Here is a 16,468-nt window from a genome sequence, read left to right as displayed (position 1 = left end):
CACCGGGGCCCCGCGCCAGCGCGGCCCCGACAACCTGAAGCGAGACCCATCCATGACCTATATCGCCGCCCCCGACCGCTACGAACGCATCCCCTATCGCCGCGTCGGCCGCAGCGGGCTTGTGCTGCCGGCCCTGTCCCTGGGCCTGTGGCACAACTTCGGCGACGCCACGCCCATCGACACCCAGCGCGCCCTGCTGCGCACCGCCTTCGACCTGGGCATCAACCACTTCGACCTGGCCAACAACTACGGGCCGCCCTATGGCAGCGCCGAGATCAATTTCGGCCGCCTGCTCAAGGAAGATTTCCGTGCCTACCGCGACGAGCTGGTGATCTCCACCAAGGCCGGCTGGGACATGTGGCCCGGCCCCTACGGCCAGGGCGGCAGCTCGCGCAAATACCTGCTCTCCAGCCTCGACCAGAGCCTCGTGCGCCTGGGCCTGGACTATGTGGATATCTTCTATTCCCACCGCTTCGACCCGGACACGCCCCTGGAGGAAACCGCCGGCGCCCTGGCCAGTGCGGTGCAGCAGGGCAAGGCGCTGTACGTGGGCATCTCCTCCTACTCGGCGGGCAAGACCCGCGAGCTCGCCGCGCTGCTGCGCGAATGGAAGGTGCCGCTGCTGATCCACCAGCCGGCCTACAACCTGCTCAACCGCTGGGTGGAAAAGGACCTGCTGGCCACCACCGAGGAACTCGGCGCCGGCGTCATCGCCTTCACCCCGCTGGCCCAGGGGCTGCTTACCGGCAAGTACCTCGGCGGCGTGCCGGAGGATGCGCGGGTCAACCGCCCCGGCGGCGCCTCGCTGCGCCCGGAACACCTGTCCGAGGCCAACTTCGCCCGGGTGCGTGCGCTCAACGAGATCGCCCAGCGCCGTGGCCAGAGCCTGGCCCAGCTGGCCCTGGCCTGGACCCTGCGCGACGCGCGGGTGACCTCGGCACTGATCGGCGCCAGCCGCCCGGAGCAGATCGTCGAGAACGTCGCCGCCCTGGACAACCTCGCCTTCAGCGCCGAGGAGCTGGCGGAGATCGATCGCCACGCCGTGGAAGGCGGCATCAACCTCTGGGAAAAACCCTCCACCGACTGGCAGGCCTGACCATGCAACGACTTCGACTGGGCGCCGCGTTGCTGGCGCTGCTGACCCTGGCCCAAGGTGCCCTGGCCGACCCCGCGACCCTGCGCATCGGCTACCAGAAGGGCTCCGCCAGCCTGGTGCTGGCCAAGGAACACGGCCTGCTGGAGCAGCGCTTCCCCGCCACCCGGGTGCAGTGGATCGAATTCCCCGCCGGCCCGCAGATGCTCGAGGCGCTGAACGTCGGCAGCCTGGATGTGGGCTCCACCGGCGACATCCCGCCGATCTTCGCCCAGGCCGCCGGGGCCGACCTGCTCTACGTCGGTGCCGAACCGCCCAAGCCCCAGGCCGAGGTGATCCTGGTGCCGGAGGGCAGCCCGATCCGCTCGGTGGCCGAGCTCAAGGGGCGCAAGGTGGCGTTCCAGAAAGGCTCCAGCGCCCACAACCTGCTGCTGCGCGCGCTCAAGGCGGCGGGGTTGTCCATGGCCGACATCCAGCCGCTGTTCCTCACCCCGGCCGACGCCCGCGCCGCCTTCGAGCAGGGCAGCGTGGATGCCTGGGCGATCTGGGACCCGTACTACTCGGCCATGGAACTGGAGGGCCATGCGCGGTTGCTGGCCAACGGTGAAGGACTGGGGCTGAGCGGGCCCTTCTACCTGGCCGCGCGGGGCTACGCCGAGGCCGATCCGGCGTTCATCCACGCGCTGCTGGACGAGCTGACCCGCGCCGAAGCCCTGACCCGTGATGACCGGGAGGCGAGCATCGCCCTGCTCGCGAAGTTCATGGGCCTGCCCCCGGCGGTGATCGAGCGCAGTTTCCAGCACCGCCCGGCCTCGCCCATCGGCCCGGTCACCGATGACATCGCCGCCGCCCAGCAGCGCACGGCCGACCTGTTCCTGGAGAACCGGCTGCTGCCCAGGCGGGTGGATGTCGGCAGCGCGGTTTGGAGGCCGTAGGGGGGCGAGGCCTGTGATGGGTTTCGCTGCGCTCTACACCATCCTACGGGGGGTGTTCATGGGGTCACCCGCCCTACGGATTGCCGGTGGCTGATCGGTGTGTAGGGTGGACCACGCTTTATCGGTCCACCACCGGGGCCACCCTCAACGCCGCTGGTGGATGGAAAGAGCGCCATCCACCCTACGCCGCCATCGCGACTGAAGTCGCTCCCACGGGGTTTCGTCGGGGCGACCGCTCACCCCACCAGGAACTTGGCGAGGAACTGCCGGGTGCGTTCTTCCTTCGGGGCGCTGAACAGGGTCTTGGCGTCGCCCTGTTCGACGATCACGCCCTTGTCGATGAAGATCGCGCGGTTGGCCACGTCGCGGGCGAAGCTCATCTCGTGGGTGACGATGACCATGGTGCGCTTCTCCTCGGCCAGGCCGCGGATGGTGGTCAGCACCTCGCCCACCAGCTCGGGGTCGAGGGCGGAGGTGGGCTCGTCGAAGAGGATCACGTCCGGTTCCATCGCCAGGGCGCGGGCGATGGCCACCCGCTGTTGCTGGCCGCCGGAGAGGCGCTTGGGATAGGCGTCTTCCTTGCCCGCCAGGCCGACCTTGGCCAGCAGCGCGCGGGCCCGTGCGATGGCGCGCTCGCGGGGTTCCTTCTTCACCACCACCGGGCCTTCGATGACGTTCTCCAGCGCGGTGCGGTGGGGGAAGAGGTTGAAGTTCTGGAACACGAAGCCGACGTGCTGGCGCAGCTGGCGGATCAGCCATTGCTGCTGCTTCAGGGGCTGGTTGGCGTCGATCTCGATCCGCCCCACCCGGAGGGTGCCGCCGTCGGGCTCTTCCAGCAGGTTGAGGCAGCGCAGCAGGGTGGTCTTGCCCGAGCCGCTGGGGCCGATGATGGCGACCACTTCGCCCGGCTCGATGGTCAGGTCGATGCCCTTGAGCACCGCCTGGTCCTTGAAGGACTTGGTCAGGTTACGGACGGTGATCATCAGCTGTCCTGTTCATGGCGGTTGACCCGCGCTTCGAGCCGGGCCTGGAAGTGCGCCAGCACGGTGGCGAGCACCCAGTAGACCAGCGCGGCGGCCAGGTACATGGTGAAGATCTCGAAGGTGCGCGCGGTGATCAGCTGTGCCTGGCGGAACAGCTCCGGCACCTGGATGGTGGCGGCCAGGGCGGTGTCCTTGACCAGCGAGATGAAGCTGTTGCCCAGCGGCGGCAGGGCGGTGCGCGCGGCCTGCGGGAGGATGGCGCGGACCAGCGCCTGGCTGCGGCTCATGCCGATGCTGGCGGCGGCTTCCCATTGCCCCTTGTCGATGGAGGCGATGGCGGCGCGGAGGATTTCCGAGGTGTAGGCGGCCATGTTCAGCGAGAAGCCGATCAGCGCCGCCAGCAGCGGGCTCAGCTCCAGGCCGAGCTGGGGCAGGCCGTAGTAGATGATGAACAGCTGCACCAGCAGCGGCGTGCCACGGAAGAACGACACGTAGACCCGCGCCAGGCCGCGCACCGGGGCGATGGCATAGAGGCGCCCCAGGGCCAGGGCGAAGCCCAGCAGCAGGCCGAAGAACATGCCGCCGAGGCTCAGTACCACCGTGTAGAGCGCACCCTTGAGCAGGAAGGGTGCGGAGTCCAGCGCCAGTTGCAGGCTGGTTTCGATCATTGGGTCACGTCAGCCTTGAACCATTTCTCGGAGATCGCCTTGAGGGTGCCGTCGGCCTTCAGCTTGGCGATGGCCTTGTCGATGGCGGCGAGCAGTTCCGGGTCACCCTTGCGCAGGGCGATGCCGGACTCCTGGCGGGAGAAGGGCTCGCCGGCCACGGCCAGGCGGCCACCGGTCTTCTCGATCATTTCGAAGGCGGCCAGGCGGTCCACCAGGATGGCGTCGATACGGCCGACGTTGAGGTCCTGGAACTTGGTGGGGTCATCGTCGTAGGTGCGGATATCGGCCTTCGGCGCGTTTTCCTTCAGCCACTGCTCGTAGTTGGTGCCCAGGCCCACGCCGACCTTCTTGCCGGCCAGGTCGGCGGCGCTCTTGATGCTGTCCTCGTTGCCCTTGCGCACCAGCGCCTGGATGCCGGAGACGGTGTAGGGGGTGGAGAAGTCGTACTTCTTCTTGCGCTCCTCGGAGATGGTCACCTGGTTGATCACCAGGTCCAGGCGCTTGGACTCCAGCGCGGCGAGGATGCCGTCCCACTTGCTCGGCTGGAACTCGGCCTTCACGCCCAGCTCCTTGGCCAGGGCTTCGGCGAACTCCACTTCGAAGCCGGTGAGCTTGCCGTTCTCATCCTGGAAGTTGAAGGGCGGGTAGGTGCCCTCCAGGCCGACCTTGACCGAGCCCTTGTCCTTGATCTGTTGCAGCAGCTCGCCGGCCACGGCGCTGTTGCCGACGAAACTGGCGCCCAGGGCGAGGCCCAGGGTGCCGATGAGGAATTGACGACGCAGGGTTGCGAATTTCATGGATGAGCCTCACGAGACAGGTGGCAAAAGTGTGGCAATTCTGGGGATGTCGCTTTATTCAATAAAATAATAATAAGTTTGGATTGTCGGCATTGTGGGAATAAGCAGCACTCAGGCTCCCATCCCTTGCGCAGGGTGGTAGGCGAACAGCGCGGGCGAGCCGCCGGTGTGCAGGAAGATCACCGGGCCATTCCCCTCGAAGGCGCCGTTTTCCAGGCCATCGAGCAGGCCGGCGAAGGCCTTGCCAGTGTAGACGGGATCGAGCAGCAGCCCTTCGCTGGAGGCGACCTGGCGGATGGCGCCGAGGGTGCCCGCATTGGGCTCGCCGTAGCGCGGGGCGAAGTACTGGTCCCACAGCTCCACGCGCAGGGCTGCGGGCACCGGCACGCCCAGCAGCTCGGCGGTGCGTTGCAGCAGGCCCTCCACCTTGGGCCGCTGGGTGGCGTCGGGGCGCGACACCGTGACGCCCACCACCCGGGTGCCGGGCAGGGCGTGTTCCAGGGCCAGGGCAAGGCCGGCATGGGTGCCGGCGCTGCCGGAGGCCAGCACCACGGCGGCGCCCTGCAGGCCGCTCGCCTTGATCTGCTCGGCCAGCTCCAGGCCGGCGCGTACGTAGCCCAGGGCGCCCAGGGCGTTGGAGCCGCCGATGGGCACCACGTAGGGGGTGCGGCCTTCGGCGCGCAGGCGCTCGGCGGTCTCGGCCAGCAGCTGGTCGGCGGTGTCGAGGTTGGGCACCAACTGCACCTCGGTGCCGAACAGGTCCAGCAGCAGGCGGTTGCCGTTCTCCAGGTAGTTGCGGTCGGCGGTGCCGATGGGGTTTTCCAGCAGGGCCACGCAGCCCAGGCCCAGGCGCGCGGCCAGGGCGGCGGTCTGGCGCACGTGGTTGGACTGGATGGCACCGGCGGTGACCAGGACGTCCGCGCCCTGGGCCAGGGCGTCCTGGGCCAGGTACTCGAGCTTGCGCACCTTGTTGCCACCCAGGGCAAAGGGGGTGATGTCGTCACGCTTGACCCAGATGTCGCGACCGACCCGGCTCGAGAGATGTTCGAGCCTCTCCAACGGGGTGGGCGCGGTGACCAGTTCGAGGCGGGGGACGCGAGCGAGGGCGGCGGCGATCATGGCGGGCTTCGTGTTGCGGGAGATGGGGCATCACTCTAGTGAGCGACGGCGTTGGGAGCAATTCGCAGAAGCGACATCGATGCACGCTGGGGCCACTTCCGCGCCCCGCCTGGTCAATGCTTTATGGAATATAAAAATAATAAAACGATATTTGTTGGTTATAAAAAATCGCCGTAGTGTCGCATCCAACCCGGCGACACCCAGACCGGGAACCCCGACACCCCACTCGCGGCTGATGATCCAGCCGGAGCTTGCCGAACACCAAGGACCCTCATGAAGAAGACCCTGCTCCTCACCGCCCTGGCCGCCGCCCTTTCCGCCTCCCTGGCCAGCGCCGCCGAGAAACTCACCGTCGCCGCCACCCCGGTTCCCCATGCCGAGATCCTCGAGCTGATCAAGCCGCAGCTGGCGAAGGAAGGCGTGGACCTGGAAGTGAAGGTCTTCACCGATTACGTGCAGCCCAACCTGCAGGTGGACCAGAAGCACCTGGACGCCAACTACTTCCAGACCAAGCCCTACCTGGACAACTTCAACAGCGGCAAGGGCACCCACCTGGTGATCGTCAAGGGCGTGCACGTCGAGCCCTTCGGCGGCTACTCCAGCAAGTACAAATCCCTGAAGGAGCTGCCGGACGGCGCCACCATCGCCATCCCCAACGAAGGCAGCAACAGTGGCCGTGCCCTGCTCCTGCTGCAGAAATCCGGCCTGCTGAAGCTCAAGGACCCGAGCAATGCCCTGGCGACCCCGAAGGACATCGCCGAGAACCCGCACCACTTCAAGTTCAAGGAACTGGAAGCGGCCCTGCTGCCGCGCGTGCTGGACCAGGTCGACCTGGCGCTGATCAACACCAACTACGCGCTGGAAGCCAAGCTCAACCCGTCCAAGGACGCGCTGGTGCTGGAAGACCGCACCTCGCCCTACGTGAACTACCTGGTCGCCCGCCCGGACAACAAGGACAGCGACGCCATCCAGAAACTCTCCGCCGCGCTGACCAGCCCGGAAGTGAAGGCCTTCATCGAGAAGAAGTACTCCGGCGCGGTAGTCCCGGCCTTCTGATCGACCCCCGAGCCACGACGGTGTGGGCACCGCCTGTGCCCACGCCTCTCCTCACGCCGACGAGTCTCGACTATCGTCGGCGTTCTTTTTTGTGGGGTGGCATTGCCCACCTGCATTCCGCACGACTTCTCGGAGGACTCCATGCCTGAATCCAGACCCGGCCTTTCCACCCGCGCGGTGCACAGCGGCAACGACGTCGACCAGCAGATGGTCACCCGCCCGAAGACGCTGCCCATCTACGAGTCCTCGGTGTTCGTCTACGACAACCTGGAGCAGGTGGACGACTTCCTCGCCGGCAACCCGGACAACTACATGTACACCCGCATCGCCAACCCCAACCAGGCGGCGCTGGAGCAGTTGGTGCGGGACCTGGAAGGGGGCGACGCGGCGCTGTTCTCCGCCTCCGGCATGGCCTCGGTGAGCGCGGCGCTGCTGGGCCGGCTGAATGCCGGCGACCACCTGATCGCCAGCCGCGAGCTGTACGGCACCACCCAGAGCCTGATCGAGAAGGAGCTGGCGCGCTTCGGCATCACCGCCACCCTGGTGGAGATCAACGACCTGGCGGCGGTGGAGGCGGCCATCACCCCGGCCACGCGGCTGATCTACACCGAGACCGCCTCCAACCCGCTGGTGTGCATCAGCGACATCCCCGCCCTGGCCACGCTGGCCAAGGCCCACGGGCTGAAGCTGCTGGTGGACAACACCTTCCTCTCCCCGGCGCTCTACAACCCGCTGGCCGCTGGCGCCGACCTGGTGCTGCACAGCACCACCAAGTACCTCAACGGCCACAGCGACGCCACTGGCGGCATCCTCGTCGGCGACGCCGAATGGATCGCCCAGGCGCGGCGCTTCCAGATCAATGCCGGCGGCAGTTCCAGCCCCTTCGAAGCCTGGCTGACCTTCCGTGGCGCCAAGACCCTGGCCCTGCGCATGAAGGCCCATTCCGCCAACGCCCAGGCCCTGGCCGAAGCGCTGGAGGCCCATCCGCAGGTGGCGAAGGTGTTCTACCCGGGGTTGCCCTCGCACCCGGACTTCGCGCTGGCCCAGCGGCTGTTCCCCAAGGGCGCCTCGGGCATGCTGAGCTTCACCCTCAAGGGCGGCCTGGCAGAGGTGGACGGCCTGATCCGCGGCCTGCAACGCACCGCGTTCGCGCCCTCGCTGGCCGGCGTGGCCAGCAGCATCACCCACCCCGGCAAGACCAGCCACCGCGCGCTGTCGGCCGAGGCCCTGGCGGAGCTGGACATCCACGAGGGGACCATCCGCGTATCGGTGGGGATCGAGGACGCCGCCGACATCATCGCGGACTTCGTGCAGGCGCTGGATCGCCTCTGACGGGTAGCCCGGGCTTCGGGCCGGCAGCGCTCTCGGGGCGCCGTGACTTGCGTAGGGTGGCGTAGAGCGAAGCGAAAACCACGTGGTGGGCGTGACAGGGCGCCATGAATGCTCGGAAAGCACCGTGCTTGAGGCTTCGCATCAAGTTCACAACCGCTCAGGCAGACAGCGCCATCCCTCCCTATGGGAGCGACGTTCCGTAGATGGAGCGGGCGGCGTTCCACGAGGCACTAACCCATCGATCAGTGTCCCTGGTTCACACAGGCTCAGCGCAGGACGATCAGCCGCCCGAGCACCTCGTGCTGGCGGAAGCCGACCACGGCTCGCAGGGAGTCGAGGATGGCGTGGGGGTCGTTGCTGGGGAAGCTGCCGCTGATGCGACGCGCGGCCAGCTCGTCGTCCAGCAGGACGATACGGCCGGGGTAGTAGCGCGCGAGGTCGGCCAGCACGTCGGCCAGGGGCGTCTTGTAGAAGGTCAGGCGGCCCTCGCGCCAGGCCAGCTGGGCCGAGGCGTCCACGGTCCAGGCCTCGGCGGCCTTGCCATCGCTGTAGGCGAGCTGCTGGTTGGCGGTGAGCACTGCCTGCGGCTGCCCGGGCGCAGCGGTGACGCCCACCCTGCCCTGCTCCACCGTGACCCGCGCGCCGCCATGGCGCAGGCGCACGCCGAAGCGCGTGCCGAGCACCCGCGCCTCGCCACCGGCGGCCTCAACCACGAAAGGCACCTCGCCATGGCTGACCTCGAAGAAGGCCCCGCCCCGGCGCAGTTCGACATGACGCTCGGCGGCGCCCAGGTCGACGCTCACGGCGCTGTCGGCGTCCAGGGTGATGACCGAGCCATCGGCGAGCGTCAGCGTGCGTATCTCGCCCGGCGCGGAGACGTAGTCGGCGCCCAGGTCCAGCAGCCGGTCGACGGGCTTCCAGCCGCCGCCCCAGACCACCAGGGCCAGGCTCGCCGCCATCGCCAGCAAGGCGCCCCAGCGCCATCCGGCCGTCGGGCGTTCGGCCATGCGCACCAGGTACTGGCGCAGGCGTGCATCCTCCTCGACCGCCAGCGCGGAGGCGGCGGGCCAGGTGCGCTTCCACAGCTCCTGGGCCTGGGCGTAGGCCTCGATGTGGGTGACGTCCGCGTAGAGCCAACGCTCGAAGGCTTCGCGCTGGGCTGCCGATGGCCGCCCCTGCATGCGCCCGATCCACAGCCACGCCGCCTGTTCGGCCGCCTGCTGGCTGGTGCTGGCGGCGCTGGGCCGCTGCTGATCGAGACTCATGGTTTCGCGCTCCCCGGCGAGATGACGGCCGGCCTGTCGAGCAGGCTGGCCTTGCAGGCTTCCAAGGCACGCATCATATGTTTTTCCACCGCCGACAGGGACAGCCCCATGGCGCGGGCGATGTCGCCATAGGTGCTGCCGTGGATGCGGTTGAGCAGGAAGATGTGGCGCGTGCGCTCGGGCAACGAGCGCAACGCCGCGTCGACATGCCGCAGGTCGTGCCCGGCCTCCAGCGCCACCTCCGGAGGCGGCGCCTCGTCCTGCTCGAGCAGCAGGCCGGCCTCGTTACGGGTCCGCGCACCCTCGCTGCGCATGTGGTCGATGGCAAGGTTGTGGGCGCTGCGCAGCAGGTAGGTGGCGAGGTCCTCCACCGGTGCCGCGGGGCGCCGCCAGAAGCGCAGGAACAGGTCCTGCACCAGGTCCGCCGCCGTGGCGCGACAGCCGACGCGCCGGCTGACCAGCGCCTCCATCCGCTCCCGCTGGGCGAGGAACACGCGCAGCAGGTCCTCGCGCGCGACCACGCCGCCCGACGCGGGTGCGGCGGGCGGCAGGTCGGCCGGTGGAGGGGTATCGGGCATGGAGCGGCGCAGGCTACGGAGAGGGAAGCGCAGATGATAATGCTTATCAAATGATATTGAACAGCGAGGCGACGGCCGTCATCGGTATCGCGCCTGGCAAGCGCCCGCCTCCGGCACCAGGCTGATGTCGACGCGGCGGTTGGCCGCGCGCCCCGCCTCGGTGACGTTATCCGCCACGGGCTGCCCCGAGCCCTGGCCGCGCACGGCGAAGCAGTCCTCGGCCACATCGCCCATGGCCTTCATCCAGTCCCGCACCGCTTCCGCCCGGGCCTGCGCCAGCGCCTGGTTGCGCACCTCGTCTCCGGTGGCATCGGAATGGCCGGTGATGACGATCAGCCAGCCGGGTTGCGCCCTGACGTTGGCCAACGCGTTGATCAGCACCTTGGTCGAGTCCGGCTTCAACCGGGCACTGCCGGAGTCGAACAGCTGCAGGCTGTCCAGGCGAATGGGCTCGGTGGCGATGCGCGCCTGCTCCTGCATGCGCTGCCAGTGCTGCCAGCCCAGCACCCCCAGCGGCACCAGCGCGACCAGGCCCAGCAGCAGCACCAGCGCGCCCCGGAGCGCACGCTTGCCGGGGCGACGCTCCAGGTACACGACCGGCGCGACCCCGCCATGCTCCGGCATCGAGATGAACAGCCTCATGGGCTGCTCCGGCGCTGCGCTCCCGCGTTCGCGGGGATGGCCCGGGAGCGGCGAAGCATCGTCCTGCAACCGCGCAGCCAGTGCCGATACCTGCTGGTTCAGGGCCCGCAGCGCCGTCATCGCGGGCAGCCGCTGCCGGCCAAGCACCTCCTGCAGGCAGGCGAGGTCCGCTTCCAGGGTGCGGATGAGGGAGGCATCCCTCTTGCCGATATCGAGCCCGCGCAGCAGCGGCTGCCACTGCGTGAACAGCCAGGCGAGGATGTCCATGCGCTCCGTCGCGTTGCGCGGCCACAGGCGATCCCACGCCCCCGCCAGCAGCTGGTTCAGCAAGGTCATGCCCTCGGCCACGCCGGGCAGGCCGTAGCGCTGGGCCAGCGCGAGGGCCAGGAAGGCGGCGATCTGCAGGTCACTGCCATTGTCGCGGAGCAGCTCCCGGCACCACTGCTCGACCTTGCGCCAGTCGACATCCGGGCAAGCGGGGTGGTGCAGCTTGGCCAGTTCCTCGTAGAGCGCCGCAAGGTCGCCGTGTTGATGCAGTTCGTTCTGCGCCCTGCCAACGAGTCCATTCATGGTGTTCTCTCCCGGATCGAATCCTGTCTACAGATAGTTCTGCTGCCGGAGGTGGCGGACCAGCACCCTGCCCTCCGGCGCCAGCGTGGTGCCGAACGTCGCCTGCTCCCCGCTCTTGAGCCGCACCTCGAGGCTGTACTCCAGCTGCCCGGGCCGTGACTGGGGCAGCAAGCGGACGCTCAGCTCCGCCAGCCGCGGCTCGTACTCGAGCAGGGTATGGGTCAGGGCGCCGATCAGGCCGTGCGCGGCAGCCGGCAGCCCCTGCAGTACCTGGCCCATGTCCGGCAGCCCGTAGTCCGGCAGGTGGCTGAGCGAACCGGCGCGGCTGTCGAGGATGCGCTGGAGGTTGTCCAGCACCGAGAGGATGAGCCGGTCCTCCTCGCGTACCCGATGCAGATCCAGTTCACCGGTGAAGTTCTGCAGCAGCGTTTCGTAGAGCGATGGCGTGTGCTCGATCACGGGTCAGGCCTCGGGCAGTGGGCGCAGGGCCAGGCGGTTGTCGCCGAGCTCGATCACCCGTGGCTGGTCCGGGTCCAGGTCGTCGCGGGTGAGTTCCAGGCGCCAGGAGCCGCTGCGGGTGTCCGGCTGGCGGAACAGCGCGACCACGGCGATGACCTGGGTGGCTTCATCCAGCGGCACGCTGAGCTGCGCGCCTTCTCCGGGGTTGATCACCAGGGTGCGTTCGTCGAGCAGGTCGGCACCGAGCCGCTCTTGGCTGTCGTCCAGCAGGTGGTCGTAGGTCGCCCGCCTGAACGCCTGGGCGTCACGCAGCGCGTAGATGCGCACCAGGGTCGGCACGGACAGCCCGGACATGTCGCGCGGGTCGGTGTTGATCGCGGGGCGCGCGCTGAAGTCCAGGTGCAGGGTCTTCACCTGCTTGTAGAAGATCGACCTGGCGAGCTCCGCCGAACTGTCGCCGACGCTCTGGTACAGGCCACACCCCCCCATCAGCGCGGCCAGCAGGGCCGGCAGCAAAGGCCTAAAAACGGTACGCGACATGCTGTGCCTCTCTTTCCTGCGGATTGTTGCGAAGGCCCCGATAGCGCCCAAGCGGGATGGTCACGGTCCCGGGGAGAAGGTCGCTCCGTTCGCCGCCCTGGCCCAGCAGCCCGGTCATGCCGAGCAGCAGGGTCGTCTCGCCCAGCACCGGCCGTGGCAGGCAGCGTGTCGGCAGGGAGAGTTCGAGCCGTGCAGTGCAGCGCCAGCCGAGGTAGACCTGCAGCAGCACCAGGAGGTCGCTGTGCAGGTGGGCGCCCGGTAGCCAGCCCTGCACTTCCCGCGGGTCTTCGGTGAACAGCGACAGGTGCAGCTGGCTGTTGGCGTCATGGCCGACACGCCCCAGCGGGGTGCCCTGCGACAGGCCCACCGGCTCGGCCGCCGACAGCCCCGCCGGCCGTGCCAGCACCACCCGTAGCGGACAGTGCGGCGTGACGCGGGCGCGGGTTTCGGGGGCCAGCAGCTTCACCAGCGCGGCGATGCCTTCGGCGTTGCGGGTGGGCAGGCGCATGACGCTGAGCAGCGCGAGAAAGCGCGAGATCGGCGTCGCGACATGCTCGGCGGTGCCGGGGATTCCCAGGCCGATGAGACCCAGCAGGCACTGGGACGTCGGGTCGGCTCCACCGGGCTCGAAGGTCGCCGGGTACGAGTACTTGCGCCAGATGCGATAGAGCTGGGTGAAGATCCGGTGATTGAAGATATCGAGGAAGGCTTCCAGCGCCTCGTGCCCTTCGCGGCGCTGGGCGATGTCGTCCAGGTAGGTAGTCGGCAACGGCGAGTCCACGCCATAGAGCCCCAGCAGCCGCGTGCGCACGGTGGCCGGCTTCCGGTCCGGCTCGTCAGCGAACTCGATGGCCTTCAGTTCGCCTGCCGGGAAGCCCATGCCGGGGTCGGGACGAAAGCGCACCGGGTCATCCGAGGGGCGCTCGGTGCTGCCCAGGGGCGGCTGCCCCGGCAGCGCCCGCTCCAGCAGTTGGCAGAACCGGTAGAGGTCCGCTTCGGCAACCCGTCCTTCCAGGGCCTGCAACAGGCCGCTTGAGTTCAGCCGGGCATGCGCTGGCTGTGGTTCTCGTTCCATCTCAGGCACTTCCCGGTGGGTTGCAGGATCAGCGTCAGCTGGTTGAACAGGTGGATGTCGGCGTACAGGGCGAAGAAGCGGCTGAGCATCTCGCCGAACAGGCTGATGTCCCCTTCACCGCAGAAGCCGTTGGCGTCCAGCGTGACTTCGATGTCCACGCCACGCAGCAAAAAGCCCCGCTCGAAGCGCTGGATCAGGTGGTGGCGCACATCGACGATGGCCTCCAGGCGACGCCGGTTCAGCTCGTTGCCGGTCCAGTCGTAGAGCGCCAGGGTGCCGCGCAGCACTTCGGCGCTGCCCAGCATGGGCAGGAAGTTCGAGCCCAGGTGGCTGAGCACCCGCCAGTGGAAGCGGTCGCGGCTGGGCGGGTAGCAGGGCAGCGTCGGCGCACACAGGTTGCGCACCCGCAGGCCGGTCTGGGTGGACTGCACCAGCGTGTCGAGCAAGGTGCTCTGCAAGGCCTTGCGCGGCAGTTGGCCGTTGGTGCCGGTGAGGCGCAGCGACAGGCTTTCGCCGGCCACCAGGCGATCGACGTCGAACCCCTCGCCGCCGAGAATCAGCCAGGTGTCGTGCAGGCCGTTCGTCGCGCGCTTGAGGCGGGTATGGAAATAGCGCTCCGGGGCGTCGTCACGCAGCATTCCGCCCTTGTGCCGGAAGCTGGTGAACGGGACGTAGTCCTCGCGTTCGGCGTTCTTCGAGGCGGTGACCTGGTCCACTGAATAGATTTCCGTATGCCCGTCCTGCAGGCGCATGGGCCGCAGCAGGTAATCGCTCTGCAGCGGGTCCAGGCGCAGGGGGTCGGCCTCCAGGGTGAACAGGTTGATCACCGGCACGGCGTGCAGGCGGACGTGCTCGGCGCGCGGTTCGAAATCGTGGGGCCAGCCCTCGGCGAGCACCACCTCCAGCTCCAGCCAGGGCACCCCCTCGGGCAGGCTCAGCCGTTCCAGGCCATGCAGGGTGACGAACATGAATTTCTCGCGAAAGCCGAAATACTCCAGCAGCAGCTGGTAGCCACTGAACGCGCTGTCGCCCTTGGGCCAGAGCCGATCCTCCTCGGCGAACCCCCGGGCGGCGAAATGCCCCTGCAGGGGCATGCGCTCGGCAACCCCGGGCAGGCGCACGTAGAGGGCATGCACCTGCCGGGTCAGCGCCAGGTGCAGGGCGCTGGCCAGGGGGGCCTCGGCGTTCAGGTACAGCGGCAGAGCGCTCAGGTCCACCTGCGACCACTCGGCCAGGGGGCCGCAGGCAAGACGCAGGCGCAACAGCGAACGGCCATCCGGCTGGTAGGCCAGCCGCAACGACTCAACCGCCAGGGGCTGCAGGGCGATGTCCTGGGTGGTGGTGTAGCGGCAGCGGGTCCGCTGGGCTCCCACTGGTTGGGACAGCACCTCCAATCCCCGTTCGACGCACTCGCTGCGCTTCATCTGCTGCAGGTCGGGCGTCAGTTCGAGGATCGACAACGAGGGAATCGTCCGCAGGTAGTGCGGCCAGAGCAGGCTGACCAGCCCTTCGGTCAGCTCCGGGAGGTCGTCGTCGAGCTTCTCGCGCAGGCGGCCCATGAGGAAGGCGAAGCCTTCGAAGAGGCGTTCGACGTAGGGGTCGCGCGCGCCCGGGCGGTCGAGGCTCAGGTGCGCCGCCCGGTCGGGGAAGGCTTCGGCGAACTCCTGGCCGGCCTCGCGCAGGTAACGCATTTCCGCGTCGAAATAGCGCAGCGTCCGGTTTTCCATATCCACAAGCATGCTTCCTGTCTTGATCAATGCTCAGCGACACAACACCGCGGCGCGCACCGGATCGATGCTGACCAGATCGGCCAGCAGCGCCTCCTTGCGACGCCCAAGCGCGGGCTTGTCCACATCGGTGCGTTGGGATTTCAGGCGCAGCAGCTTGAGCAGGCGCGCCTGCACCTCGAAGGCGAGGTCGGGCTCCCATTGCTCCAGGGCCTGGCGCCTGGCCGTGACCTTCAGCTCCGCCAGCAGGTGGATGGCCAGGTCGGTCTTGCCGCACTGTTCGGCGACCCGGGCCATCAGCAGGCGCAGCAGCCAGCGCTGTCGCCCGCTCTGCGCGCCGGGCTGCGTTCCGAGCCAGGCGATGGCCGCCTCCACCCCTTCGCTGTCGGCCTGGGCCAGCGCCCTGGCCTCCAGGGCGAGGATGTCGACATCCACCGGATCGGGCGTCGCCGGCGCCGGCAGCCATTGCGGCGACTGGTTGCCGCTCACGTGCTGGGCGATCCAGTTGCGCGTGACCTCGTCGGCGAATGGCGAGCCATCGTTCCAGCGCAGGGACTCCAGGCCCGGCAGGCGGTCGAGGAGCATGCCCAGGTCGCGCTTGACGATATCGGCCCAGCCATCCTCGGGCGGCGCCTGCCGGCTCAGCGCCTGGCAGAGGTACCACTGCAGGTCGAGCCAGAAGTGGTTCACGCCTTCGGCGTAGATGCGCTCGACCTGATCGAGCAGTTCGCTCCAGCTCTGCTGCAGGTGCAGCCGTTTCAGCTGGGCCCGGTACTCGCTGCGCGGCGGCGCCAGCCGGGTCGTGCCGCTGCCCTCTGCGGGCGGCAGCTGGTGCACCGTGTCCCAGCGCAGGCTCTTCATCAGCCGGTGCGCCGCCAACCAGCCCAGCGGCTGCTCGCGCAGGTAGCCGGCCAGGACGCGCCCGCCATCGAGCAGGTCGCGGCCGGAGCGGATGGCGGTGAGCGATGGCGTGGCGCCCTGCCAGCCTGCTTCGTGGGCCGCGCTGTTCTGCGGCACCAGGGCGTCCACCCCGCCGGATTGCGCCAGGCGGTTGGTCAGCGCGGTATAGAGCGCTCCCAGCGACGGCCGCTGTTCCACCGGCCAGGTTTCCAGGGTCCGGTTCAGCCAGGCCAGCGCGGCGACCGTCCGCTCCGCCTCGACCTTCACCACCTCGGGGTAGAGCGACAGCCCATCCAGCACCTTGCCGCTGGCCAGCCACTCCAGCGCCATGCGCCGGCTGTTCGGCCGGCTCGGCAGGATGTCGTCGCCGAAGCGTTCGAGCAGCACGGCCAGCAGGCTCAGCCCATCGGCGAGCCCCGCCTCGCCATCCATCTGCATGCGCGCCCAGAGGTAGTAGGTCGCCACCCTCAGGTCCTTGCAGCGCCGCTTGATCAGCGCTTCCGCCAACTGCGCGACCCGCTCGGTATCCGCGCCGGATAGCTTGTTGACCTCCTCGCGCATGTGCTGGAAGTCGTCGTCGTAGCCCGGGTCGTCCCCCACCGCAGACGACGGGCCGACCGGCTGCAGCCAGGCTTCCCAACCGGGGGCCTCGCGACGGGCCAGCTCCAGCGCGTCACGCGCGCCCAGGCAACTGGCGATAAGGGCGGACAGGCTCATGGCTGCTCTCCG

The 16,468-nt window shown here is 68.7% G+C and carries 16 protein-coding genes; 4 read left to right on the top strand and 12 right to left on the bottom strand.

Annotated features, from left to right (window positions below; genetic code table 11):
* The first annotated feature begins 52 nt into the window (after positions 1-52).
* A complete protein-coding gene (mgrA, locus tag ACYJSS_RS02855) occupies positions 53-1,096 on the top strand; it encodes an L-glyceraldehyde 3-phosphate reductase (protein ID WP_236204407.1) in 1,044 nt (347 codons plus the stop codon).
* A 2-nt stretch (positions 1,097-1,098) separates the two neighbouring features.
* On the top strand, positions 1,099-2,028 hold the full coding sequence (locus ACYJSS_RS02850) for a sulfonate ABC transporter substrate-binding protein (protein WP_236204408.1): 930 nt from the start codon (positions 1,099-1,101) through the stop codon (positions 2,026-2,028).
* Positions 2,029-2,264: 236 nt separating this feature from the next.
* Here the strand turns inward: ACYJSS_RS02850 and tcyN are convergent, their stop codons facing one another.
* The 4 genes from tcyN to ACYJSS_RS02830 form a co-directional block, all read right to left on the bottom strand.
* A complete protein-coding gene (gene tcyN, locus ACYJSS_RS02845; protein WP_236204409.1) occupies positions 2,265-3,011 on the bottom strand; it encodes an L-cystine ABC transporter ATP-binding protein TcyN in 747 nt (248 codons plus the stop codon).
* Positions 3,011-3,679, bottom strand: a complete 669-nt coding sequence (tcyL, locus tag ACYJSS_RS02840) for a cystine ABC transporter permease (protein WP_111263004.1) — start codon at positions 3,677-3,679, stop codon at positions 3,011-3,013. Before tcyL ends, tcyN begins: the two co-directional genes overlap by 1 nt.
* Positions 3,676-4,476, bottom strand: coding sequence for a cystine ABC transporter substrate-binding protein (tcyJ, locus tag ACYJSS_RS02835; protein WP_111263003.1), 801 nt, complete (start codon positions 4,474-4,476; stop codon positions 3,676-3,678). The genes tcyL and tcyJ overlap by 4 nt, the downstream gene beginning before the upstream one ends.
* Positions 4,477-4,587: 111 nt before the next feature.
* Positions 4,588-5,595, bottom strand: a complete 1,008-nt coding sequence (locus tag ACYJSS_RS02830) for a D-cysteine desulfhydrase (protein ID WP_236204410.1) — start codon at positions 5,593-5,595, stop codon at positions 4,588-4,590.
* Between the two features lie 273 nt (positions 5,596-5,868).
* Between ACYJSS_RS02830 and ACYJSS_RS02825 the strand changes: the two genes are divergently transcribed.
* Entirely contained in the window at positions 5,869-6,651 is a 783-nt protein-coding gene (locus tag ACYJSS_RS02825; protein WP_111263001.1) for a MetQ/NlpA family ABC transporter substrate-binding protein, read from the top strand.
* Positions 6,652-6,792: 141 nt separating this feature from the next.
* The gene (locus ACYJSS_RS02820) at positions 6,793-7,983 is read left to right on the top strand and encodes a trans-sulfuration enzyme family protein (RefSeq protein WP_236204411.1); all 1,191 of its coding nucleotides are present in this window, start codon (positions 6,793-6,795) and stop codon (positions 7,981-7,983) included.
* Positions 7,984-8,249: 266 nt separating this feature from the next.
* Here ACYJSS_RS02820 and ACYJSS_RS02815 read toward each other — a convergent pair whose 3' ends face one another.
* The 8 genes from ACYJSS_RS02815 to tssA all read right to left on the bottom strand — a co-directional run bounded on the left by ACYJSS_RS02815 (position 8,250) and on the right by tssA (position 16,456).
* Entirely contained in the window at positions 8,250-9,248 is a 999-nt protein-coding gene (locus ACYJSS_RS02815) for a FecR family protein (RefSeq protein ID WP_236204412.1), read from the bottom strand.
* Positions 9,245-9,826, bottom strand: a complete 582-nt coding sequence (locus ACYJSS_RS02810; protein ID WP_236204413.1) for an RNA polymerase sigma factor — start codon at positions 9,824-9,826, stop codon at positions 9,245-9,247. The genes ACYJSS_RS02815 and ACYJSS_RS02810 overlap by 4 nt, the downstream gene beginning before the upstream one ends.
* A 78-nt stretch (positions 9,827-9,904) precedes the next feature.
* Positions 9,905-11,038, bottom strand: coding sequence for a type VI secretion system ImpA family N-terminal domain-containing protein (locus ACYJSS_RS02805; RefSeq protein ID WP_236204414.1), 1,134 nt, complete (start codon positions 11,036-11,038; stop codon positions 9,905-9,907).
* Positions 11,039-11,065: 27 nt separating this feature from the next.
* Complete coding sequence (tssE, locus tag ACYJSS_RS02800) at positions 11,066-11,497, bottom strand: type VI secretion system baseplate subunit TssE (protein ID WP_236204415.1); 432 nt, start codon at positions 11,495-11,497, stop codon at positions 11,066-11,068.
* A gap of 3 nt (positions 11,498-11,500) precedes the next feature.
* Positions 11,501-12,037 carry a type VI secretion system lipoprotein TssJ gene (tssJ, locus tag ACYJSS_RS02795; protein WP_236204416.1) on the bottom strand — a complete coding sequence of 179 codons (537 nt, stop codon included), beginning with the start codon at positions 12,035-12,037 and terminating at the stop codon, positions 11,501-11,503.
* A complete protein-coding gene (tssG, locus tag ACYJSS_RS02790; RefSeq protein ID WP_236204417.1) occupies positions 12,018-13,112 on the bottom strand; it encodes a type VI secretion system baseplate subunit TssG in 1,095 nt (364 codons plus the stop codon). Before tssG ends, tssJ begins: the two co-directional genes overlap by 20 nt.
* Positions 13,076-14,839, bottom strand: a complete 1,764-nt coding sequence (gene tssF / locus ACYJSS_RS02785; RefSeq protein ID WP_373874594.1) for a type VI secretion system baseplate subunit TssF — start codon at positions 14,837-14,839, stop codon at positions 13,076-13,078. Before tssF ends, tssG begins: the two co-directional genes overlap by 37 nt.
* A 33-nt stretch (positions 14,840-14,872) precedes the next feature.
* On the bottom strand, positions 14,873-16,456 hold the full coding sequence (tssA, locus tag ACYJSS_RS02780) for a type VI secretion system protein TssA (RefSeq protein WP_236204419.1): 1,584 nt from the start codon (positions 16,454-16,456) through the stop codon (positions 14,873-14,875).
* Positions 16,457-16,468 lie beyond the last annotated feature (12 nt).

The sequence above is a fragment of the Pseudomonas sp. No.21 genome, from assembly GCF_054558415.1.
Note: the sequence above shows the minus strand (reverse complement) of the source record. Positions and strands in the feature narration are given on the sequence as shown.